Annotated in this window: 22 protein-coding genes and 3 pseudogenes; 15 read left to right on the plus strand and 10 right to left on the minus strand. The window is 65.3% G+C overall.

Features of this window, described 5'->3' with window-relative positions:
• Positions 1-5: 5 nt before the first annotated feature.
• Entirely contained in the window at positions 6-416 is a 411-nt protein-coding gene (locus tag GT370_RS19005; RefSeq protein WP_270183558.1) for a hypothetical protein, read from the minus strand.
• A 14-nt stretch (positions 417-430) separates the two neighbouring features.
• Positions 431-1,525 carry an aminotransferase-like domain-containing protein gene (locus tag GT370_RS19010; protein WP_270183559.1) on the minus strand — a complete coding sequence of 365 codons (1,095 nt, stop codon included), beginning with the start codon at positions 1,523-1,525 and terminating at the stop codon, positions 431-433.
• A 185-nt stretch (positions 1,526-1,710) separates the two neighbouring features.
• Here GT370_RS19010 and GT370_RS19015 point away from each other — a divergent pair, with 185 nt between their 5' ends.
• The 7 genes and pseudogenes from GT370_RS19015 to GT370_RS19045 all read left to right on the plus strand — a co-directional run bounded on the left by GT370_RS19015 (position 1,711) and on the right by GT370_RS19045 (position 6,750).
• Positions 1,711-2,094, plus strand: a complete 384-nt coding sequence (locus GT370_RS19015) for a nuclear transport factor 2 family protein (protein WP_008495347.1) — start codon at positions 1,711-1,713, stop codon at positions 2,092-2,094.
• A gap of 8 nt (positions 2,095-2,102) precedes the next feature.
• Positions 2,103-3,497, plus strand: coding sequence for an NAD(P)/FAD-dependent oxidoreductase (locus GT370_RS19020; RefSeq protein WP_008495348.1), 1,395 nt, complete (start codon positions 2,103-2,105; stop codon positions 3,495-3,497).
• A 194-nt stretch (positions 3,498-3,691) separates the two neighbouring features.
• Positions 3,692-4,627: pseudogene (locus tag GT370_RS19025) on the plus strand (amidohydrolase family protein); the annotation flags it as partial.
• A 26-nt stretch (positions 4,628-4,653) separates the two neighbouring features.
• Positions 4,654-5,142: an amidohydrolase family protein gene (locus GT370_RS19030; RefSeq protein ID WP_270183560.1), complete on the plus strand. Its 489-nt coding sequence runs from the start codon at positions 4,654-4,656 to the stop codon at positions 5,140-5,142.
• Positions 5,139-5,867: a CobW family GTP-binding protein gene (locus tag GT370_RS19035; RefSeq protein WP_270183561.1), complete on the plus strand. Its 729-nt coding sequence runs from the start codon at positions 5,139-5,141 to the stop codon at positions 5,865-5,867. Before GT370_RS19030 ends, GT370_RS19035 begins: the two co-directional genes overlap by 4 nt.
• Complete coding sequence (locus tag GT370_RS19040) at positions 5,855-6,022, plus strand: hypothetical protein (RefSeq protein WP_270183562.1); 168 nt, start codon at positions 5,855-5,857, stop codon at positions 6,020-6,022. The genes GT370_RS19035 and GT370_RS19040 overlap by 13 nt, the downstream gene beginning before the upstream one ends.
• A complete protein-coding gene (locus tag GT370_RS19045) occupies positions 6,019-6,750 on the plus strand; it encodes a TSUP family transporter (protein ID WP_008495352.1) in 732 nt (243 codons plus the stop codon). The genes GT370_RS19040 and GT370_RS19045 overlap by 4 nt, the downstream gene beginning before the upstream one ends.
• On the opposite strand, the gene GT370_RS19050 is transcribed toward GT370_RS19045, so the two are convergent.
• Positions 6,735-7,703, minus strand: coding sequence for a hydrogen peroxide-inducible genes activator (locus tag GT370_RS19050; protein ID WP_008495353.1), 969 nt, complete (start codon positions 7,701-7,703; stop codon positions 6,735-6,737). The two genes, GT370_RS19045 and GT370_RS19050, sit on opposite strands and share 16 nt — an antisense overlap.
• Before the next feature lie 181 nt (positions 7,704-7,884).
• Between GT370_RS19050 and katG the strand changes: the two are divergent.
• The 5 genes and pseudogenes from katG to GT370_RS21730 all read left to right on the plus strand — a co-directional run bounded on the left by katG (position 7,885) and on the right by GT370_RS21730 (position 14,261).
• Positions 7,885-10,060, plus strand: a pseudogene (katG, locus tag GT370_RS19055) (catalase/peroxidase HPI).
• A gap of 363 nt (positions 10,061-10,423) precedes the next feature.
• Complete coding sequence (locus GT370_RS19060) at positions 10,424-10,876, plus strand: hypothetical protein (protein ID WP_008495355.1); 453 nt, start codon at positions 10,424-10,426, stop codon at positions 10,874-10,876.
• Positions 10,877-10,969: 93 nt separating this feature from the next.
• The gene (locus tag GT370_RS19065; protein WP_144052829.1) at positions 10,970-11,914 is read left to right on the plus strand and encodes a GGDEF domain-containing protein; all 945 of its coding nucleotides are present in this window, start codon (positions 10,970-10,972) and stop codon (positions 11,912-11,914) included.
• 92 nt (positions 11,915-12,006) lie between these two features.
• Complete coding sequence (locus GT370_RS21725) at positions 12,007-13,173, plus strand: malic enzyme-like NAD(P)-binding protein (protein WP_442865465.1); 1,167 nt, start codon at positions 12,007-12,009, stop codon at positions 13,171-13,173.
• Complete coding sequence (locus tag GT370_RS21730; protein WP_442865466.1) at positions 13,170-14,261, plus strand: phosphate acyltransferase; 1,092 nt, start codon at positions 13,170-13,172, stop codon at positions 14,259-14,261. Before GT370_RS21725 ends, GT370_RS21730 begins: the two co-directional genes overlap by 4 nt.
• Before the next feature lie 57 nt (positions 14,262-14,318).
• Here the strand turns inward: GT370_RS21730 and GT370_RS21735 are convergent, their stop codons facing one another.
• From GT370_RS21735 to GT370_RS19080, 4 genes and pseudogenes are all read right to left on the minus strand, one after another.
• Positions 14,319-14,753, minus strand: a complete 435-nt coding sequence (locus GT370_RS21735; protein WP_442865549.1) for an AMP-binding enzyme — start codon at positions 14,751-14,753, stop codon at positions 14,319-14,321.
• A gap of 45 nt (positions 14,754-14,798) precedes the next feature.
• Positions 14,799-15,385 (minus strand): annotated as a pseudogene (locus GT370_RS21740) (AMP-binding protein); the annotation flags it as partial.
• A complete protein-coding gene (locus GT370_RS21745; RefSeq protein WP_442865467.1) occupies positions 15,382-15,939 on the minus strand; it encodes an AMP-binding protein in 558 nt (185 codons plus the stop codon). The gene GT370_RS21745 and the pseudogene GT370_RS21740, both read right to left, overlap by 4 nt.
• An 87-nt stretch (positions 15,940-16,026) precedes the next feature.
• Entirely contained in the window at positions 16,027-17,010 is a 984-nt protein-coding gene (locus GT370_RS19080) for a 2-hydroxyacid dehydrogenase (RefSeq protein ID WP_008495360.1), read from the minus strand.
• A gap of 144 nt (positions 17,011-17,154) precedes the next feature.
• Between GT370_RS19080 and GT370_RS19085 the strand changes: the two genes are divergently transcribed.
• The 3 genes from GT370_RS19085 to GT370_RS19095 all read left to right on the plus strand — a co-directional run bounded on the left by GT370_RS19085 (position 17,155) and on the right by GT370_RS19095 (position 19,553).
• A complete protein-coding gene (locus tag GT370_RS19085) occupies positions 17,155-18,402 on the plus strand; it encodes an amidase (RefSeq protein ID WP_270183563.1) in 1,248 nt (415 codons plus the stop codon).
• Entirely contained in the window at positions 18,369-18,575 is a 207-nt protein-coding gene (locus GT370_RS19090) for an amidase family protein (RefSeq protein WP_270183564.1), read from the plus strand. The genes GT370_RS19085 and GT370_RS19090 overlap by 34 nt, the downstream gene beginning before the upstream one ends.
• Before the next feature lie 81 nt (positions 18,576-18,656).
• A complete protein-coding gene (locus tag GT370_RS19095; protein WP_008495363.1) occupies positions 18,657-19,553 on the plus strand; it encodes a glycerophosphodiester phosphodiesterase family protein in 897 nt (298 codons plus the stop codon).
• 139 nt (positions 19,554-19,692) lie between these two features.
• On the opposite strand, the gene GT370_RS19100 is transcribed toward GT370_RS19095, so the two are convergent.
• Genes GT370_RS19100 through GT370_RS19110 form a run of 3 tightly spaced genes read right to left on the minus strand, consistent with a single transcriptional unit; the run spans position 19,693 to position 22,468 of the window.
• Positions 19,693-20,766, minus strand: a complete 1,074-nt coding sequence (locus GT370_RS19100; protein ID WP_008495364.1) for an ABC transporter ATP-binding protein — start codon at positions 20,764-20,766, stop codon at positions 19,693-19,695.
• The gene (gene ugpE / locus GT370_RS19105; protein WP_008495365.1) at positions 20,766-21,593 is read right to left on the minus strand and encodes a sn-glycerol-3-phosphate ABC transporter permease UgpE; all 828 of its coding nucleotides are present in this window, start codon (positions 21,591-21,593) and stop codon (positions 20,766-20,768) included. Before ugpE ends, GT370_RS19100 begins: the two co-directional genes overlap by 1 nt.
• Positions 21,590-22,468 carry an ABC transporter permease subunit gene (locus GT370_RS19110; protein ID WP_008495366.1) on the minus strand — a complete coding sequence of 293 codons (879 nt, stop codon included), beginning with the start codon at positions 22,466-22,468 and terminating at the stop codon, positions 21,590-21,592. Before GT370_RS19110 ends, ugpE begins: the two co-directional genes overlap by 4 nt.
• Between the last annotated feature and the right edge of the window lie 2 nt (positions 22,469-22,470).

Here is a 22,470-nt window from a genome sequence, read left to right on the forward strand (position 1 = left end):
CCCCTTCAAAGCCGGGCCTGGTTCACCAGCGGCGCCAGGCGTTTAATGCCTTCGGCGATTTTATCTGTCGGGGTGGAGGCGAAGCCCAGGCGGAAATAAGGGCAAGGGACGGGTGGCTGATGGAAGAACAGCTCCCCCGGCTCGATCAATATGCCCTGCTTTTCCGCAAGTTTTGCCAGCAGGCCGGAATCCATCCCCGCCGGCCCCTGCACCCAGGCGGAGGAGCCGCCGCGCAGCGGCGTGAAGCTGAGTGACGGGGCGTGCGTGCGCAGCGCGGCATTCAGGATTTTCGCGCGCTCCGCCAGGCTTTTCTTCACCCGTCCCAGCAGCGAATCATAATGCCCGAGCGAGATGAACAAGGCCGTCGCGCGCTGGTTGTTCGCCGGCGGGTGGCGCAGCATCAGCCGCCGCAGCACCCGGGCCTCGGCGATCAGCTCAGGGCCGCCACCATGAAGCCTAGCCGCAAGCCCGGCGCCAGGGTTTTCGAGAGGCTGCCGAGATAGATCACCCGGCCCTCGGCATCGAAACTCTTCATCGCCGGCAGCGCGGTTTCGGCGAAGCTCATCTCCGAATCATAATCATCCTCGATGATCAGCTGGTCGTGGCGCTGCGCATGCGCCAGCACCGCCTGGCGGGCGGCCAGGCTCATCGTCGTCGAGCTCGGGCATTGATGGCTGGGTGTCAGATAGGCGAGATCGCAGCCGCGCAACGCCGCGATCTCGATGCCGTCCTCGCGCACCGGCAGCGGCCGCAGCGCCGCCCCGCGCAGCGCGAAGATGTTGCGCGCATCCGGATAGCCCGGCTCCTCCACCCCCACCACGCTATGCGCCGAGGCCAGCAGCTCCGCCAACATGAACAAGGCGTGCTGGGTGCCCACCGTGATCATGATCTGCTCGGCCGAGGCGAAAATCCCGCGCCGTGGCAGCACCCGGCGCTGCAGCTGCTCGATCAGCGCAACATCGTCGCCATCGATCATATCCGCCGCCCAGTCGCGGATCGCCAGCACCGCCAGGGCGGCGCGGGAGCAGGCGCGCCACTCCGCGATCGGGAAAAGGGCAGGATCCGGCTGGCCATAAATGAACTGGTAGGGGTAGCGATGCCAGTCCGCCGGCTTGCTGATATTGCGCATGGTGGAATAGCGCGAGCCGATGCGCGCCGCCCAATGCGGGCCGTTGGCGCTGGCCGGTGCAGCCAGCGGTGCGCTGCTGCGCGTCGCCTCTTCCGGCAATGCGGCGACCTGATAGCCGCTGCGCGGCTGCGCCAGAATCAGCCCGTCATCCGCCAGTTGCCGGTAGGCGGCATTCACCGTGTTGCGCGCCACGCCAAGCTGTTGCGCCAGCATCCGGCTGGAGGGCAGCTTGCTGCCGGCGGCCAGGCGCTGGTCCAGGATCGCGGCGACGAAGGCGCGGCGGATCTGCACCTGCAAGGAGATGCCGCCCTCTGGGTCCAGCTGGAACAGCTGGTTCCATGCGCGTTCCGCCGCTTGTTTGCGCGCGGGCGGCGTCATCTGCAACGGGTGGTTCATGATTTCGCCCCTGGGCACAAATGATTTTCCAACAAGCGGCTAGCATAGGCGTGCCGGGCCCGGCTTGAAAAGATGCAACTGGCTGTATGATTTGCCGTAACTGGACCTTTCTTGCCGCCGTCCCCGGCGTAATCTGGTGCCAACGCTGCGGCGTCTCCCTCCTTTACAACGGATCATCTGATATCATGGAAAAAACCCGGCTCGCTTTGTTGGAAACCCTGTTCGCGGCGTTCAACGCGCATGATGCCGAGGCGGTGATGGCCTGCTTCGCCCCTGGCATCGTGTTCGATGCGGCGGCCGGGCCGGAGGCGGTGGGCAAGCGCATCACCGGGCTGGAGGCCGTGCGCGCCGCCTTCGTCGGCACCTGGACCAGCATGCCGGATGTGCAATGGCAGGTGCGCCGCCATGCCGTGTTCGCTGACCGCGCCGTCACCGAATGGCTGTTCACCGCCACCGCGCCGGCCGGCGGGCGTATCGAGGTGGAAGGGGTCGATCTGTTCGGGTTTGAGGGCGATCTGATTGTCTCCAAGAGCGCCTTCCGCAAGGATCGTCCGCTTCAGAGCGTTTGAGGTCCGCCATGCGGGAGAGCCTCTCCACCCCGGCGCGCAACGCCTATGATCCGCTCTACGACCCGCTGCGCGATGCGCATCCGGGCATTGGCCGCAGCTATGCGCCGACCTTCTGGCTGGCCGCCGCCGGTGAGCCGCCGGGTGATGACGGGCCGGTCACCCAGGATCTGGATGCCGATGTGGTCATCGTCGGGTCCGGCTTCACCGGGCTCACCTGCGCGCTGTTTCTGGCCCGCGAGCATGGCATCAAGGCGAGTGTGCTGGAAGCCAACCGCGTCGCCTGGGGCTGCAGCACCCGCAATGGCGGGCAGGGGCAGAATGCCTCCGGCCGGCTGACGCGCGGCCAGTGGATCGCGCGGTGGGGGGAGGAGACGGCGCTGCAGCTGCATGCGGAAATCCGCGAGGGCTTCGAGCGCTTCACCGCGCTGACCCAGGAGATCGATTGCGACGCGCAAGCAGGCGGGCATCTCTATATCGCGCATCGCCAGCGCACGCTGGAGCGGCTGCGCGCGGAGTGCGAGCTCAGCAACCGCGTCTTCGGCTACAAGACCAAAATCCTTGACCGCGCCACGCTCGACTCCGAATGGGTGCGAGAGGCCGAGGCGGTGGGGGCGCTGCATGAGCCGCTGGGCACCGGGGTTAATCCCGCCAAGCTCGCCTTCGGCTATCTGCGCGCCGCCCGCGCCGCCGGGGCGAAGGTGCATCCGGCCAGCCCGGTTTTGAATATCGAGCGTCAGGGAAACGTGTTTCGGGTGCGCACGCCCGGCGGCACGGTGCGCGCCCGCGCCGTCGTCATCGCCACTGGCGGCTATACCGGCCAGGGTCTGCACAAGACCCTGCGCAGCAAGATCATGCCGATCCTCTCCAACTCGATGGTCACCCGGCCGCTGACACCCGACGAGCTCGAGGCCACCGGCTTTCGCACCCGCCAGGTGATTACAGATACAAGGGTGCTGCGCTATTATTACCGGTTGCTGCCCGAGAACCGGCTGCAGATCGGCAGCCGCAGCGCCATCACCGGGCGCGATGCCGCCAACCCGAAACATCTGCAGGTGCTCACCGAGGGGCTGGCGCGCAAATTCCCGGCGCTGGCCGGCATCCAGATCGATTATTCCTGGTGGGGCTGGGTGGATGTCAGCCACGACATGATGCCGCGCATCGTGCAGCCCCATCCGGGCGAGCCGCTTTTCTACGGGCTCGGCTATGGTGGCAACGGGGTCAGCTATTCCGCCCAGGCCGGCTGGCGGCTGGCGGAGCTGGCGGCGGGCAAGCCGCGCGCGCATCCGCTGCCGATCTATACCGGGGCGCTGAAGGGCCATATGTTCGCCCCCTTCCGCCGGCTCGGCCAACGCATGCTCTATGAGCTGTATCAGCGCCGCGACGAGAAGCCCGACGCGCCGTGACCAGAGAGGATGGAATGATGCACGCCACCACCACGATCTTCCGCGCCAGACGGATTCTCACCATGAATCCCGGCCAGCCGGTTGCCACCCATGTCGCGGTGCGGGATGGCAGGATCCTCGCCGTCGGCGGTGAGGCGGAGATGCAGGGCTTCGGCGAGTCCCGTCGCGATGAACGCTTCGCCGAGGCGGTGCTGATGCCGGGGTTCGTCGAAGGCCATTGCCATCTGTTCGAAGGCGCGGTCTGGAGCGACCCCTATGTCGGCTATTTCGACCGGCGCGGCCCGGATGGCGAGATTTCGCCGGGGCTGAAGACCATCGAGGCGGTGGTGGCGGCCCTGCGCGCCCATCCGCTGCCGGCGGGGGCGAAAAGCCTCTCCGCCTGGGGGTTCGATCCGATCTACATGGAAGGCCGGCGGATGAATGTCGGGGACCTGGATCAGGTCTCCGCGACGCTGCCGGTGATCATCACCCATGCCTCCGGCCATATCATGAATGTCAATTCGGTCGCGCTGCGCATCATCGGCGTGGATCGCGAGACGGATCTGGACGGGCTGGTGCGCGACGCGGCGGGTGAGCCGACCGGCGAGCTGCTCGGCTTCGAGCTGATGGGGCTGATCCGCGACCGCATCGCCGCCGGCGGCCTTTCGCGCAAGCTGGATGTGGCGGGGCTGAAGCGCTTCGGCCAGCTGGCGCGGCGCGTGGGGGTGACCACGGCGACCGATCTGGTCAGCGATCTCGCTGATGACACCTTGGAGGTTTACAAGACCGTCACCGCCGACGAGGATTTTCCGCTGCGCATCGCCCCGGCGATGGCGGCGCGGTTTTACAGCATCGAAGAGGGCATCGCCCGGCTGGAGCGGCTGCGCGCGCAGAGCACCGAGCGGCTGTTCATCGGCGCGGTGAAATTGCATGTCGATGGCTCGATCCAGGGCTTCACCGCGCGGCTGCGCTGGCCGGGCTATCATAACGGCGCGCCGAACGGGCTCTGGTATATCGCGCCGAGCGAGCTGGGCGGCATCATCGAGGCCTATCACCGCGCCGGCGCGCTGCTGCACATGCACACCAATGGCGACGAGGCGAGCGAGCTGACGGTGGAGATGCTGGAGCGCGCCATCATCGCGCATCCAAGGCCCGACCATCGCCACACGCTGCAGCATTGCCAGATGCCGGACCAGGCGCTGTACCGGCGCATCGCCAAGCTGGGGCTCTGCTGCAACATGTTCGCCAACCATATCTATTACTGGGCGAGGCGCATATCGCCGAGACGATGGGGCTGGCGCGGGCGCAGCGCATGGATGCCTGCGGCACGGTGCTGCGCAACAACATCCCGCTGGCCATTCATTCCGACGCGCCGATCACCCCGCTGGACCCGCTTTTCACCGCCTGGTGCGCGGTGATGCGCGAAACCTCCTCCGGCCGGGTGCTGGGGGCGGATGAGCGGATCAGCGTCGAGCAGGCGCTCTATGCGATCACCATCGGTGCCGCCTACACGCTGAAGCTCGACCATCTGGTCGGCAGCGTCGAGGTCGGCAAGCTGGCGGATTTCGCGGTGCTGGGGAGCGACCCGCTGGCAGCGCCGCCTGCGGCGCTGAAGGATACCAAGGTGCTGGGCACGATGCGCGGGGGCGTGTTCTTCCCGGCATGAGCATTCCGGTGACGATCCTGGGCGGGTTTCTGGGGGCGGGGAAGACTACCGCCCTCAACCATATGCTCCGCCACGCCACCCAGCGCGTCGCCGTGCTGGTGAATGATTTCGGCGCGCTGAACATCGATGCGGCGCTGCTGCAAGGGGCGGATAATCTGGTGCCGCTGGCCAATGGCTGCGTCTGCTGCTCGATCGGCCCGGATTTCAGCGCCAGCTTGTCCGAAATTCTGGCTTTGGCGCCGGAGCGCATCGTCGTCGAGGCGAGCGGCGTGTCGGACCCGTGGCGCATCGCCCAGCTGGTGAAGCTGAACCGGCAGGTGCGGCTGGAGGCGGTGATCGTGCTGGCGGATGCGTTGAATGTGACGGCGCAGCACAAGGATCGCTGGCTCAGCGACACGCTGGCCCGGCAGATCGCCCGCGCCGATCTGGTGGCGCTGAATAAATGCGACCTCGCCGATGCGCGAACCCTGGCGGCGGCGCAGGCCACGCTGCAGGCGATCCGCCCTGGTGTCAGCGTTCTGGAGATCGCCCATGGCGCGTTGCCGCAGGCGCTGCTGGTGCCAGGGCGCAAGGAGAACGCCAGCGCCCTGATCGCCGATGCGCCCGAGCATGGCGTCAGTAGCTGGAGCTGGCAGAGCCCGGGCCGGTTTGACGAAATGCGGCTGTGCGCCTGCCTCAAGGCGCTGCCGGCCAGCATCTGGCGTGGCAAGGGGTGCTGCGTCTGACCGATGGGCGGGTGATGCTGCTGCAGCTGGTTGGCCGGCGCTGGAGCCTGGAGGCCTTCGCCGGCGAGGAATCGGCCCTGGTGCTGCTGGGCACGCCGGAGATGCCGGCAGCTGCGGCGCTCACCGCAGCCTTCACCGCGGCGCTGGCACCATGACAATGCTGCAGCTTGGCCTGATCGGGGTGGCGGTGTTCGCCGGCGCGGTCATCCAGCGTCTCACCGGGCTTGGCTTCGCCATGGTGGCGGCGCCGCTGCTGACGCTGGTGCTGGGGCCGTTTGAGGGCGTGCTGCTGGCGAATATCCTCACCTTCCTGCTCACCTTCGGGATGTTCCTCGTCACCTGGCGCCGGGCGGAGCCAAGGCGGTTGGCGCTGCTGGTCCCCGCGGCCATCCTTGCCGCCCTGGCCGGTGCGCCGCTGGGGCGGCTGATCCCTTCCGCCTGGATGCTGACCATCAGCGGCGCGCTGGTGCTGGGGGCGCTGATTCTGGTGATGACGATGCGCCATGTGAGGCTGTTCCACGGCCGCACCGGGGCGCTGGCGGCCGGGGCGATCAGCGGCTTCATGAACGCCACCTCCGGCGTCGGCGGTGCGGCGATCACGCTCTATGCGATGAATATCTCCTGGGAGCAGGCGAGCTTTTACGCCTCGATGCAGGTTTATCTGGCGGTGCTCAACCTGGCGTCCTTCCTGCCCAAGGGGCTGCCGCATCTCGGCCAGGCGGTGGGGCTGGTGGTGGTGGCAGCGCTGGCGCTGGGCTTTGCCGGCGGGCATTGGCTGGGGCGTCTGGTGTCGCTGGACGGGGCGCGCAGGGGGGCGATCTTTCTGGCCCTGGCCGGCGCCGCCGCGACCCTGGCCAAGGGTGTGTATCAGATGGCCGGCTGAGCCGGATCAGGCTGCTCCTGCCCTCGGCCCTTGCCTTGATCCTGGGCGTGGACGTGGACGCGGCAGCGCTGGGCGGCGGCGCGGATGGTTGGCGCCATTGCCTCGAAGCTGGGGCCGAGCGGGTTGGAGCGGCGCCAGACCATACCGATCTGCCGCTGCGGCGCCGGGGCGGGGAAATGCTGCACGGCGACCGGCGCCGAGCGTGTTTCCACCGGTACCGCGATCTCCGGAATCAGTGTCACCCCGAGACCAGCCGCCACCATCTGCACCAGCGTGGAGAGCGAGCTGCCATCCAGCGTCTCCTGGCCGGGCCGTGGCGCGCGGGTGCAGAAGGCCAGAGCCTGGTCGCGCAGGCAATGCCCCTCTTCCAGCAGCAGCAGGCGCATCTTGGCCAGCCCCTCCTGGTCCGGCACCGGCGCCGCACGCTGCTCCTCAGGGCGGACCAGCACGAAATCCTCGCTGAATAAGGGCAGCTCGACCAGCGCCGGGGCGGAGACTGGCAGCGCAACAATGGCGACATCCAGCCGCCCGGCCTCCAGCTCCTCCAGGATCCGGGTGGTCACCGTCTCGCGCAGCTGAATGTCGAGCTCCGGGTGGCTCTGGCGCAGATCGCCGATCAGCGCCGGCAGCAGATACGGGGCGAGGGTGGGGATCAGCCCCAGCCGCAAGGTGCCGCGCAACGTGCCCTTGGCGGCGCGGGCCAGGGCCGCCAGCTCATCCACCGCCTCCAGGATCGCCCGCGCCCGCTGCACGAATTGCTCGCCATAGGCGGTGAGCCGGAGTTGGCGCAGCCCGCGCTCGAACAAGGCGATGCCCAGCCCCTCCTCCAGCTCCTTCACCTGCATCGACAAAGCCGGCTGCGAGATGGCGCAGGCCTCGGCGGCGCGGCGGTAATGGCCGTGGCGGGCCAGCGCATCGACATAGCGTATCTGCCGCAGAGTGATATTGTTCATCAGATTATCTTATCAGTTTAATCAGAAAATAAAAGTTTATCTGATTGATTTAGGCTGGTAAGACTTTCCTTGCCAAATACGGTGCATGTGGCTGCTCCACCAGCATAACCAAAGCTGGCCAGCGGTTTTGATGAGGCTTTCCGCGCGAGCGGGCAAATTCGATTGACATAGGAGGATACCCATGGACGGCAATCAACCGGCAGGGGCGGGCAAGTGCCCCGTCATGCATGGCGGCAACACCGCGACCAGTTCCAATTCCGTGACCGGCTGGTGGCCGGGGCGCTCAATCTGGACATTCTCAGCCAGCACGACACCAAGACCGACCCGCTGGGGCGCGGTTTTAATTACCGCGAAGAGCTGAAAAAGCTCGATGTCGAGGCGCTGAAGCGCGACATGCATGCGCTGCTGACCGACAGCCAGAGCTGGTGGCCGGCCGATTGGGGCCATTATGGCGGGCTGATGATCCGTCTCGCCTGGCATTCCGCCGGCTCCTACCGCATCGCCGATGGGCGCGGCGGTGGCGGGCATGGCAATATGCGCTTCGCGCCGCTGAATTCCTGGCCCGACAATGTCAGCCTCGACAAGGCGCGCCGGCTGCTTTGGCCGCTGAAGAAGAAATACGGCAACAAGGTTTCCTGGGCCGACCTGATCATTCTGGCCGGCACCATCGCTTATGAATCGATGGGCTTGAAGACCTTCGGCTTCTCTTTCGGCCGCGAGGATATCTGGCATCCGCAGATGGATGTTTACTGGGGCCCGGAGACCGAATGGCTGGCCCCGAGCGATGCGCGCTATGCCGATGTCGGCACGCCGAAAACCATGGAAAACCCGCTGGCTGCGGTGCAGATGGGCCTCATCTATGTGAACCCCGAAGGTGTGAACGGCCAGCCGGACCCGGCCCGCACCGCCTTGCATATCCGCGAGACCTTCGCGCGCATGGCGATGAATGACGAGGAAACGGCGGCGCTGACCGCCGGTGGCCATACTGTCGGCAAATGCCATGGCAATGGCGATGCGGCGCGGCTGGGCCCGGCACCGGAAGCTGCCGACATCACCGCCCAAGGCATGGGCTGGAGCAATCCGGACCAGCACGGCAAGGCCAGCCAGGCGATGAGCAGCGGCATCGAGGGCGCCTGGACCAGCGACCCGACGAAGTTCGACATGGGCTATTTCGAGATGCTGTTCGGCCATGAATGGGAACTGCGCCGCAGCCCGGCGGGTGCCCAGCAATGGGAGCCGGTGAACATCAAGGAAGAGAACAAGCCGCGCGACGCCTCGGACCCGAATATCCGCCGTAACCCGATCATGACCGATGCCGACATGGCGATGAAGGTGGACCCGATCTATCGCGGCATCTGCGAAAAGTTCATGAAGGACCCGGCCTATTTCCAGGACACCTTCGCCCGCGCCTGGTTCAAGCTCACCCATCGCGACATGGGACCGAAGGCCCGTTATTTCGGCCCGGACGTGCCGGCCGAGGAGCTGATCTGGCAGGACCCGGTGCCGGCCGGCCGCAAGGATTACGATGTCGCCGGGCTGAAGGCGACGATCGCGGCCAGCGGCCTGTCCACCAGCGATCTGGTGGTGGTCGCCTGGGATAGTGCCCGCACTTTCCGTGGTTCGGATCTGCGCGGCGGCGCCAACGGGGCGCGCATCCGCCTCGCCCCGCAGAAGGATTGGGAGGGCAATGAACCGGCCCGCCTGGCCAGGACGCTGGGCGTGCTGGCGCCGATCGCCCAGGCGGCGAATGTCAGCCTCGCCGATGTCATCGTGCTGGCCGGCAATGTCGGTGTGGAGCGCGCGGCGAAGGCGGCCGGCGTTGCCATCGAGCTGCCCTTCACCCCGGGCCGCGGCGATGCCACCGAGGCGCAGACCGATGCCGACAGCTTCGCGTCGCTGGAGCCGGTGCATGACGGCTTCCGCAACTGGCTGAAGCGCGACTATGCGGCCAAGCCGGAAGAGCTGCTGCTCGACCGCGCTCAGCTGATGAACCTGACCGCGCCGGAGATGACTACCTTGCTGGGCGGCCTGCGCGTCATCGGCGCCAATCATGGCGGCGCCAAGCATGGCGTGTTCACCGCCCGCGAAGGCGCGTTGACGACCGACTTCTTCGTCAACCTGACCGACATGGGCAATATCTGGGTCCCCGCCGGGCCGGGGTTTACGAGCTGCGTGACCGCGTCAGCAACGCGGTGAAGTTCACCGCCACCCGGGTCGATCTGGTCTTCGGCTCCAACGCCATCCTGCGCGCTTATGCCGAGCTCTACGCCCAGGACGACAACGCCGAAGCCTTCGTGCGCGACTTCGCCGCCGCCTGGACCAAGGTGATGAACGCCGACCGCTTCGACGTCGCCTAGAGCAATATGTGTTTAGGTTGGCGCGGTAGCGTCAAGATAAACACATGAAATTGCTCGCTAAAACAAAATCTAGAACATCAAGCTAAAAGCTTGATGTTCTAGAGCAACATAACCCTGACTGGACTCAGTCAGGGTTATAAAGTTTCTCGCCAAAACACAGAGCTAGAGCGCGCTGACCGTTTACGGTCAGCCTGAACACGCTCTAGTCGGTGAGCGGCTTCATGGGCTTGTGTCAACGCGCGCGCGTTGTTGCAGGCCCATGTCGCCCTTCTTCACGTCGGGTCTGGGCCGGCATGTTGCCGGGCATGACCGACCGTTCAAGGCGCGCTGGAGGCCGGCGCTGAGTCTGCGAAGGGGCCTTGCATGAAAACCACGACAAAATCCGACTGCCGCGCCGCCCTGCGTCGCGCCCGCTTGCCAGATGATGACACGCTGACGCGGCTTTTGATGACGCTGCGCAATAGGGAGGAGACGCATATCACCGCCGCCACGTTGGCGCGCGAGGGCGATGCCACACCGAAGCGGGAGCTGGAACACCATCTGCAGCGTCTCGCCCGCCATAGACTGATCGGCCGCGTGCCCTGCGCGGCGACGGAGCCGGTATATGATACGATCCCCCACCCGCATTCGCATCTGATCTATGAATGCACACCCCGCCAGATCGTGGACCTGCATGTTTCGCGCGAGACGCTGCTGACGCTGCTGCAGGATCTGCTGACCACCCATGGCGCGGCGGTGGACGTGACCATCCGCATCCATGCCGAGGCCAATGACGGCTTGCCGCTCCCTGCCGGCATTTCCACGCTTCCTGATTGAAAACCAATGCGCTAGGCTCCAACTCTCGCGCTGCGCCAGGACCGTCGGTGGCAGCTGGTGGGCGTGAAGGGTGAGTAGGAGCAGGAGCCGGCCTTGTCGCATGCGTTCAAGACCCCAGACGCACAGCCTTTGCCCGAGGGCGAAGGTGATCGACAGGCAATGACGCCGCCCTCGCCGGATGTCTGGGAAATCGCCATTGAGGGCAGCGGCACCGGTGTGTGGGACCGTAATATCGTCACCGGTGACATCTGGTACTCCGCCAGCTGGCACGCCATCCTCGGCTATACGCCCGGGGAACTGAGCAACCAGATCGAAACCGCCTATTTGCGGGTGCATCCTGAGGATCTGGCCTATGTCCAGGCGACGATGCAGGCGCATTTCGAGGCGCGCACCGCTTTCTATGAGGTCGAGCATCGGCTGCGCTGCAAGGATGGCAGCTTCAAATGGGTGCTGAGCCGGGGCCGGGTGATCAGCCGGGACGCGGCCGGGCGCGCCCTGCGCATGGTGGGCACCACGACGGACATCACCGCCCGCAAGCAGGTGGAGATGGAGCTGCAAGTGCTGGCGGATCTGGATGATCTGACCCAGTTGCCCAACCGCCGGCATTTCCGCAGCCGCATGAGCGCCCTGCTGGCCGAGCTGCGCCAGGGCCGGCTGGCGCAGGCCAGTGTGATGATGATCGATATCGACCGCTTCAAGGCGATCAATGATAGCGCCGGCCATGCCGCAGGGGATGCGGTGATCCGGCATTTCGCCGATCTGTTGCGCAAGAACCTGCGTGCCGACGATGTCATCGGCCGCCTCGGCGGCGATGAATTCGCGGTGTTGCTGCCTGAGATGGACGAGCCCGCGGCGGTGATGCTGGCGGCGCGGCTGAAGCAAGCGGTGAGCACCAGCCCAGCAAGCCTGGCGCAGATCGTGCTGCCCTATCAGGTGAGCATCGGCATCGCCGGAATCGACCCCGGGGCGCGCAGCTGCGATGCTGCTTTGGCGCCCGCCGATACCGCCCTCTACCAGGCCAAGGCGCGGCGCCGCTGAGCGCCGGGCGGTGGCGCAGTTGCGCCGGATGCGAGCCCCCGGTATCAAACTCGACCGGGCCACCGCCCCCAACGATAAGAGGAGAGCCTGACATGGCAAACCGGCCGCATATTTCCGAGCGCGAAGCCCTGGATTTCCACGAGATCGGCCGCCCCGGCAAGATCGAGATCATCGCCTCCAAGCCGATGGCGACCCAGCGCGACCTGGCGCTGGCCTATTCGCCGGGTGTGGCCGTGCCGGTGAAGGCCATCGCCGCCGAGCCCGACAAGGCTTATGACTACACCGCCAAGGGCAATCTGGTGGCGGTGATTTCCAACGGCACCGCCATTCTCGGCCTCGGCAATCTCGGCGCGCTCGCCTCCAAGCCGGTGATGGAAGGCAAGGCGGTGCTGTTCAAGCGCTTCGCCGATATCGACTCCATCGACATTGAGCTGGCCTCCGAGGATGTGGACCGGATCATCGACGCCGTGGCGCTGATGGAGCCGAGCTTCGGCGGCATCAATCTGGAAGACATCAAAGCGCCGGAATGCTTCGTCATCGAGCAGACGTTGCGCGAGAAGATGAACATCCCGGTGTTTCATGACGACCAGCATGGCACCGCGATCATCTCCGCCGCCGGGCTGATCAATGCCTGCCACCTGACCGGGCGCGATATTAAGGACATCAAGATCGTCGTGAATGGCGCCGGCGCGGCGTCCATCTCCTGCACCGAGCTGGCCAAGGCGCTGGGGGTGAAGCCGAATAATGTCATTCTCTGCGATTCCAAGGGCGTGATCTATAAAGGCCGCACCGAGGGGATGAATCAGTGGAAATCCGCCCATGCGGCGGAGACGGATGCACGCACTTTGGCCGAGGCGATCGAAGGGGCGGACGTGTTTTACGGCCTCTCCGTCGCCGGCGCGCTGACCAAGGAGATGGTGAAGAAGATGGCGAAGCAGCCGATCATCTTCGCCATGGCCAACCCGGACCCGGAGATCACACCGGAGGATGCGCTGGAAGCGGCACCGGATGCGATTATCGCCACCGGCCGTTCGGATTATGCCAACCAGGTGAATAACGTGCTTGGTTTCCCCTTCATTTTCCGTGGCGCGCTGGATGTGCGGGCGACCACGATCAATGAAGAGATGAAGATGGCCGCCGCCCGTGCGCTGGCGGACCTGGCGCGCCAGCAGGTGCATGAGGATGTCGCCGCCGCTTATGGCGTCACGCATCATTTCGGCCCGGACTACATCATCCCCACCCCTTCGACCCGCGTTTGATCGAGACCTTGCCGCCCGCCGTGGCGCAGGCGGCGATGGATAGCGGTGTCGCCCGCAAGCCGATCACCGACATGCAGGCCTATCGCGAAAGCCTGCGCGCCCGGCTCAACCCGACCGATGCGGTGCTGGCTTCGGCCTATGAGAAGGCGCGGGCCAAGCCCAAGCGCGTGGTCTTCGCCGAGGCGGAAGAGGATGTGGTGCTGCGCGCCGCCATCGCCTTCAAGGAGGGCGGTTATGGCACCCCGGTGCTGGTGGGGGTGGATGAGACGCGTGAGATGCTGCGCCAGCTCGGGGTTGCCGATCCGAACGGCTTCGAGCTGCATAATAGCCGCCACTCCAAGCTGGTGCCGCAGATGGTGGACCATCTCTACGCCAAGCTGCAGCGCAAGGGTTTCCTGCGCCGCGACGTGGAGCGGCTGGTGAACCGTGACCGCAATATTTTTGGCGCGCTTTTGGTGGCGCTGGGCGAGGCGGATATGATGGTGACCGGCCTGACGAGGCCCTTCCGCCAGTCGATGATCGATGTGATGAAGGTGATCGGACCGAAGCCCGGCCATACGCCGTTCGGCATCCATCTGATGGTGGGGCGCAACCATACGGTGTTCCTGGCCGACACCACGGTGAATGAGCGCCCGACGGCGAGCCAGCTGGCTGACATTGCCACCCAGACCGCCGAGGTGGCGCGCCGCATGGGGCATGAGCCACGCGTGGCCTTCATGTCCTACTCGAATTTCGGCAATCCGCAGGGCAAATGGATCGAGCATATCCGCGAGGCGGTGCTGGAGCTGGATCAGCGCCAGGTGGCGTTCGAATATGAGGGCGAGATGACGCCGGAAGTGGCGTTGAACGCGGCCGCGATGAAGAAATACCCGTTCAGCCGCCTCTCCGGCCCGGCCAATGTGCTGGTGATGCCGGGGCTGCAATCGGCGAACATCTCGGCCAAGCTCCTGCGTGAGCTGGGCGGGGAGCGGATCATCGGGCCGTTGTTGATCAATATGGAACAGCCGGTGCAGATTGCCTCGATGAGTGCGAATGCCAGCGAGCTGATGACGTTGGCCGTGCTCGCGGCCGCGGGGATTACGGGGTAAAAGTTTTTTGGGGACTTTTTGAAAAAAGTCCCCAAACCCCCAAAAACTTTTGCGACTTCAGGCCAGAGACTTAAGGGCTTTGGCGCGCAGAATGTGTTTTTGGATTTTGCCGGTTGAGGTTTTCGGCAATTCATCGAAGCGATAAAGCTTCGGGATTTTGAACCCCGCCAGATGCGCGCGGCAGAATGAAGTCAGCTCCGCCTCGTTCACCTGCGCCCCCTCCTTCAGCGCGATCACCGCCAGCGGCACCTCGCCCCATTTTTCGTCCGGCACCGCCACCACCGCCGCCTCGCGCACCGCTGGGTGGCGATACAGCACCTCCTCCACCTCCAGCGAGGAAATATTCTCGCCACCGGAAATGATGATGTCCTTGGCGCGGTCCTTGATCTCGACATAGCCATCAGGATGCAGCACGCCGAGATCTCCGGTGAGGAACCAGCCATTGCGGAACGCCTCGCGCGTGGCCTTCGGGTTTTTCAGATAGCCCTTCATCACCACATTGCCCTTGAAGGCCAGCTCGCCGATGGTTCTTCCATCCGCCGGCACCGTGGCGCCTTGCGGGTCCAGCACGCTCAAATCCTCCTGGGTGATGCCGGGCACGCCCTGGCGGGCGGTGAGCCGGGCGCGGGCGGTAAGGTCCAGTTCCTGCCAGTCCGGCTGCGGCTCGCACAAAGCCGAGGGGCCGTAGACTTCCGTCAGCCCGTAAACATGCCGCACCGAAAACCCCAGCCGCTCGGTGCCTTCGATGATCGCGCTCGGCGGCGCCGCCCCGGCGATGGCGACGATCACCTGCCGCGCCAGCACCCGCTTCACCCCCTCCGGCGCGTTGATCAGCATCCCCAGCACGATCGGCGCGCCGCACATATGGGTGACGTAATGACGCTCGATTTTCTCGAAAATCGCCGCTGGATCGATTTTGCGCAGGCAGACATGCGTGCCCCCAACGCGGTGACCGCCCAGGTGTAGGTCCAGCCCGAGCAATGGAACATCGGCAACGTCCAGAGATAGGCGGACTCCTGCGTCAGATTGACCATGAAGGCGACGCTGAGCGCCCCCAGATAGGCGCCGCGATGGTGATAGACCACGCCCTTCGGATTGCCGGTGGTCCCGGAGGTATAATTCACCGCAATCGCCTCCCACTCATCCGCTGGCAGACGCCAGGGGGCCGGGGATGCGGGGCGATCCAGTCCTCATATTCCGGCGCCCCGAGGGTGAGGCCGGGCGGGGCGGCTTCGTCCGCGATTTCCACCAGGATCGGCGGGTTGGCCAGCAGGGCCAGCGCGGCCTGCGCTTTCGGCGCCCATTCCCGGTCCACCAGCAGCAATTTCGCCTCGGCATGCTCCAGGATGAAGGCGATGGCTGGCGCGTCCAGCAGCGTGTTGATCATCGAGAGCACGCAGCCCGCCAGCGGCACGGCATAATGCGCCTCCAGCGCCACCGGCCCGTTCGGTGAGAGCACCGCCACCGCCTCGCCCGGCTTGACGCCCGCCGCCATAATGGCGCTGGCGAAGCGTCGCGCGCGGTCGGCGAACTGGGTGTAGCTATAGGCCCGGTCGTGATGGGTGACGGCGATCTTGTCCGGGAAAATCCGCACCGCCCGGCGCAGGAAGCTGAGCGGCGAGAGCGGCACGAAATTCGCCGGATCGCGGTCGAGGTCGGTTTCAAAAATGCGGCTCATGCCGGCACCTCCCTGGTCTTGGTGCATGTTTGCGGGCCGGCTTATCGCCGGTCCCGGAATGAAGCATGCGCTGAGCGGGCGCGCAGCTCAATAGCCGGTCTGGCGGTCCACCTCGCCGATCATCGCCTGCCCGGCAAAGTGGCGCTTGAGGTTCTCGATCACCGCCACAGCGCCGCTTTGCGCCTGGGTGTCGCTGGCGATATGCGGGGTGATCCAGATCTGCGGATGCGCCCAGAGCGGGGAGCTGTGCGGCAGCGGCTCCTGCGGCAGCACGTCCAGAATGGCGTGGCTGAGCTGCCCGGCCTCCAGCGCCGCCAGCAGATCGGCCTCCACCAGATGCCCGCCACGCCCGACATGGATCAGGCTGGCGCCGCGCGGCAGGGCCGCGAACAGAGACTGGTTGAGGATGCCGGTGGTGGCCGGGGTGAGCGGTAGCAGGCAGATCAAGATATCCGTCTGCGCCAGGAAGGCGGGCAGCTCATCCGGGCCGGTGTAGGATGTCACGCCGGCCAGGTGTTTCGTCGTACGGCTCCAGACGGAGAGCGGAAAACCGAACGGGCGCAGCGCCTCCAGGCAGGCCTGACCGAGCACACCCGCCCCCATGATGCCGACGCGCCGGGCGCCTGGCAGGGGCACATCCAACGGCGCCCAGCGCCGCTGCGCCTGCGCGTTGAGATAGGCCGGCATCTGTCTGTGCTGCATCAGCACTGAGCCGACGACATACTCGACCATGCCGCCGGTCAGCGCCGGTTCGATCATTCGCACCAGTTTCACATGCGCGGGCAGGTCCAGCTTGAGCGCCTGATCGGCGCCGGCGCTGGTGGTGAAGACCAGCTCGAGATTAGGGAATTGCTGAAGATTTTCGATCGGCTTGTAGAAGAGCAGATAGCGGATCTCTTCCGGCGCGCCGCATTCCGGCCAGGCGCGAAATTCGAGCGCCGGCAGCGCTGCGGCGAAGGCCGCTTCCCAGATCGCGCGCTGCTCGCTCTCATGCTTGAACAGAAAACTCATCGAACCGCCGTAAAAATTCAGAGGTGCGGGAATGTAGGCGACGGTGCGGCGACTGTACATCAGGTGGCGCCTCGTCGAAATTTGGTCAGAAACGGCGTGATCTTTCATTTTTCTGTGGATCCTTTCAGCGGTCGCTCGGCGGGTTGATTAAATGCGAAGACCTAGCCTAGCATTGTCGAGCTTTGAACGAGGTTTGCGCCGACCATGCCGGATCTATTGGGCCTGACCGCCCGTGAATTGCTTGCCGCCATCGCTGAAAAACGGGTATCCGCCGTTGAGGTGATGAAGGCCACCTACCAGCGCCTGGCGCTGGTCAATCCCCGCCTCAATGCTGTCGTCAGCCTGTTGCCGGAAGCGGAGGCGCTGGCGCTGGCACGCGCGGCGGATGAAAAACTGGCCGCGGGCGAAAAGCCGGGCGCGCTGCACGGCCTGCCTTTCGCGGTGAAGGATCTGGAAGAGACTGTCGGCATTCGCACCACCTATGGTTCGCCGCTCTATGCGGAAAACATTCCCGAAGCTGACAGCCCGATGGTGGCAAGGCTGCGCCAGGCCGGGGCTTTGATTATCGGCAAGACCAACGTGCCGGAATTCGGCTTCGGCTCGCAAACCTACAACCCTTTATTCGGCGCCACCCGCAATGCCTACAAGCCCGAGATGACGGCCGGCGGCTCCAGCGGCGGGGCGGCGGTGGCGCTGGCGGCACGGATGCTGGCCCTGGCCGATGGCAGCGACCATGGCGGCTCACTGCGCAACCCGGCCGCCTTCAACAATGTGTTTGGCCTGCGCCCCAGCCCGGGGCTGATCCCCGATCCCAGCCCGGATGCCTTCAGCCTGTCTCTGGCGACATTGGGGCCGATGGCGCGCAATGTGCCGGATCTGGCTCTGCTGCTCTCCGTGCAGGCCGGGGCAGACCCCGCAATCCCGGTGACCTGGCCGGAAAAGCCATGTACGTATCATGAGCTTTTGCAAGCCGACCTGACCGGCGCGCGCATCGGCTGGCTTGGTGATCTCGGCGGCGCGCTGCCGATGGAGCCCGGCATTCTGGCGCTGTGCGAGGCCGGCTTGCAGGCGTTGCAGCCGCGCGGGCTGGTGGCGGAAGCGGCGTCCCTTGGCTTCGATGCGGAGCGCATCTGGGAGAGCTGGGCGGGGTTGCGGGCCTGGAGCATCGCGCATCGCTTCAACGATGTGATCCGCGATCCTTATCGGCGCGATCTGCTGAAATCCGAAGCGCAATGGGAGGTCGAGCAGGGCTTGCGCCTCTCCGGGCTGGATGTGGCGCGGTATATCGAGACGCGCACACTCTGGATGCAGCAGGCGCTGCACCTTTTCGCGCGCTATGACTATCTGGCGCTGCCGAGCGCGCAGCTTTTCCCTTCCCGGTGGAAACCCATTGGCCGCGCGCCATCAATGGCGTGGCGATGGACAGCTATCATCGCTGGATGCAGGTGGTGACACCCGTAACATTGGCCGGCCTGCCGGCGCTGAACGTGCCCGTCGGCTTCAACGCGCAGGGCCTGCCGATGGGCATGCAGCTGATCGGCCGCCCGCGCGATGAGCTGGGCGTGCTGCGGCTCGGCCAGGCCTATGACGAAGCCACCGGCTGGAGCGCGCACGCCCCCGGCTGAGCCGTGATGTCGCTGAAGCGTGGCTTTTGAGCCGCGCCTTGTTGGGTTAGTCTCGCCGCAAACAAGATCGAGAGTGAGACCATGGTTGCGATTTTTGGCCATCGCGGGGCGCGTGGGCTGCTGCCGGAAAATGCCTTGTCCGGCTTCGGGCTGGCGAATGCGCTGGAGTTGACCGGCGTGGAGTTTGATGTCGGCGTCACCAAGGATGGCGTGGTGGTGGTGCATCATGACCCAAGGCTGAACCAGGATGTGGCGCGGGACAGGCAGGGCGCTTATGTCGGCGCCGATGCGCCTTTGCTGCGGGATCTGAGTTTCGCCGAGCTGCAAGGCTACGATGTCGGCCGGCTGCGGGACGGCTCAGCCTACGCGGCGCGGTTTGCGGGGCAGATTGCGCGGGACGGCACGCGGATTCCGAGCTTCGATGCCGTGCTTGAGGTTTGCGAGCCGCTGGATTTGCTTGTGGAGATCAAGAGCTTTCCGGATCGTCCGGAGGCGATGCTGCCGCCCGCCGAATTGGTGGCGCATACGCTGGCCGGCTTACGCGCGGTGGGGGCGGTTGAGCGCAGCGTGCTTTATTGCTTCGATTGGCGGGTGCTGGAGGAAGCCAAGAAACAAGCGCCGGAGCTGCGTCGCTGCTGCCTGACCGAGCCGGGCAGTGTGGCGACGGCCGATCTTTGGTTTGGCGGCACCAGCCTGGCGGCGCATGGCAATAGCGTGCCGCGCGCGGTGGCGAGCACCGGAGCGGTGGTGTGGGCGCCGTTTCATGAGATGCTGGATGAAGCACAGTTGGCGGAGGCGAAGGCGCTGGGGCTGACGGTGATACCATGGACGGTGAATGAGCCAGCCGATTTCGAGCGGATGCTGGATCTAGGCGTGGATGGGATCATCACCGATGTTCCAGATCTGGCCTTGGAAATTCTCGATGCGCGCGGCGAGGAGCCGGCGCAGCCCGGGTTCGTGACCGCGCTGCGGCGTTGAAGTTCCAAAAGTTTTTGGGGGTGTGGGGACTTTTTTCAAAAAGTCCCCACAAACGTTTGGGTGTTGGCAACGGCGTTGCCAACACCCAAACGTTTTCGCCGCTTTTTTGCAAAAAAGCGGCACCAAAAAACTCTTGTTTTTAAGCGATTTCCAGGCGCTTGCCGGTCTGCGCGTCAAATAGATGCAGATGCGCCGCCGGCAGGCTGATGGTCAACGCCGTCGCTTGCGGGGCAGGGTAGGGGACGCGGATGCGGAAGGCCTCGCCATCCGGCAGCGTGCCGTGCAGCAGCGCCTCCGAGCCCAGCGGCTCCTCCAGCGCCACGGCAAAGCCCAGCGGCCCGGTGCCGGGCTCGATGACCACGTGCTGCGGGCGGATGCCCAGCATCACCGCCATGCCCTCTGCGCCCCAGGACGCCTCGCCCGGCAGCGCCACCTCCGGCCCGGCCGCCAGCTTCGCGCCATGGCCGCCGGCGCACAGCACCGCCTTGCAGAAATTCATCGACGGATCGCCGATGAAGCCGGCGACGAACTGGTCCGCCGGGCGCGCGAACACTTCCAAAGGCGTGGCGATCTGTGCGGCCACGCCCTGCTCCATCACCGCCAGCCGGTCCGCCAGCGTCATCGCCTCCACCTGGTCGTGGGTGACATAGAGGCTGGTGACGTTGAGGCGCTTCTGCAGCTTGCGGATATCGGCGCGCACCTGCACGCGCAGCTTCGCATCCAGGTTGGAGAGCGGCTCATCGAACAGAAACAGCTTCGGTTCGCGCACGATGGCGCGGCCCATGGCGACGCGCTGGCGCTGACCGCCGGAGAGCTGTCCCGGCTTGCGGCCGAGCAGAGCGGAAAGCGAGAGCGTGTCCGCCGCCTCTTCCACCCGCTTGGCGATCTCCACCTTGGGCATCCCTTTCAGCTTCAGCCCGTAGGCCATGTTCTCGAACACGCTCATATGCGGATAGAGGGCGTAATTCTGGAACACCATCGCCACGTCGCGCTTGGAGGGGTCGACATGGGTGATGTCCTTGCCGTCCAGCAGGATGCGCCCGGCGGTCGGGCTCTCCAGCCCCGCGACCAGGCGCAGCAGCGTGGATTTGCCACAGCCCGAGCCGCCGACGATCACCAGCATCTCGCCATCGTCCAACTTCACATCCAGCCCGTGCAGCACCTTGGTGTTGCCGAAGCTTTTGGCCAGGCCTTGCAGTTCGAGTGTGGCCATTATTTATCCGCCTCCGTCAGCCCGGCCACGAACCAGCGCTGCATTGCCAGCACCACCAGGATGGGCGGCAGCAGGGCAAGGATCGTGGTGGCCATTACAAGATTCCAGGGAATGAGCTGGTCGCCGGTGATCATCTGAACGATGCCGATGACGATGGTATTCAGCCCGCCTTTGGTCGTCACCAGCAGCGGCCAGAGATACTGGTTCCAGCCATAAACAAATTCGATCACGAACAAAGCCGCGATATTGGCGCGCGAGACCGGCAGCAGCACGTCCCAGAAAAACCGCATCGGCCCGGCGCCATCCAGCTTGGCGGCCTCCACCAACTCGTCCGGCACGGCGATGAAGATCTGCCGGAACAGCAAGGTCGCCGTCGCCGAGGCGATCAGCGGCAGGGTCAGGCCGGGGAAGGTGTCGATGAGATGCAGGTCGGACATCACCGCGTAGGTGGGGACGATGCGCACCACGATCGGCAGCATCAGCGTGATGAAGATCAGCCAAAACGCCACCATGCGCAGCGGAAAGCGGAAGAACGCGATGGCGAAGGCGGAGAGGGCCGAGATCACGATCTTGCCGATGGCGATGGCGAGCGCCATGAAAAAACTGACCAGCAGCATGTGCCAGACCGGCGCGTTGGCGTTGCTGAAGCTGAGCGCCTGCACGAACACGCCGAGCTTGCTGAAATCCGGCACCAGTGATATCGCCCCGCGATTGATCGCCGCGGCGGATTGCGTGGCCCCGGCAAAGGCCACCCAGATTGGGAACATGAACAACAATACGCCCAGCAGCAAAACCGCATGGGCGAGAAAATCCGGACGTTTTTTCATGTGGTGCGGCCTCTGGTCAGGCGCATCTGCAAGGCGGTCAGCGCGATGATGCCCGCCATCAGCAACACCGATTGCGCGGCCGAGCCGCCGAGATCGAGATTGATCACGCCATCGCGATAGACCTTCACCACCAGCATGTCGGTGGAGGTGCCGGGGCCGCCGCTGGTGAGGGCGAAGATCACGTCGAACGTGTCGAACGCCGCATAGACGATGTTGGTGACGCTGAGGAACAAAGTGGTTGGCATCAGCATCGGCCAGATCATGGTGCGGAAGCGATGCAGCCCGCGCGCGCCGTCCAGCGTCGCGGCTTCCAGCATCGAGCGCGGCACGGATTGCAGGGCGGCCAGATAGAAGATGAAATTATAGCTCACCTGCTTCCAGGCGGCGATGAGGATGACCAGGGCAAGCGCCTGACTGCCATTGGCGGTATAGTTGAAATTCACCCCGAAGCGGGCGAGCAGATTGGTGATCATGCCGATTTGCGGCTGAAACAGAAAGACGAAGATCACCGAGCTCAGCGCCGGCGCGATCGCGTAGGGCCAGATCAGCGCGGTGCGGTAGAGAAAGCGGCCCTTGATGGCGCGGTTGGCGAAGCTGGCGAAGAGCAGTCCCGCGGCCATGGCCAGGATGGTGACGGCGACACAGAAAAACGCCGTGCGCAGAATCGCGGCGTGATAATCCGGGTCGGTGAGCAGGGCGAGGAAATTCGAGGCCCCGACAAACATCGTGCTGAGCCCGAAGGCGTCCGTCGCCTGCGTGCTCTCCACCAGCGCCTGGCCCGCGGGCCAGAAGAAGAACACGAAGGTGATCAGCAATTGCGGGGCGACAAGCGCGGCTGGCAGAAGCCAGCCGCGAAAGAGAGTCTTCCGCTCCACGC

It is taken from the genome of Acidocella sp. MX-AZ03, from assembly GCF_027626035.1.
GTDB lineage: Bacteria > Pseudomonadota > Alphaproteobacteria > Acetobacterales > Acetobacteraceae > Acidocella > Acidocella facilis.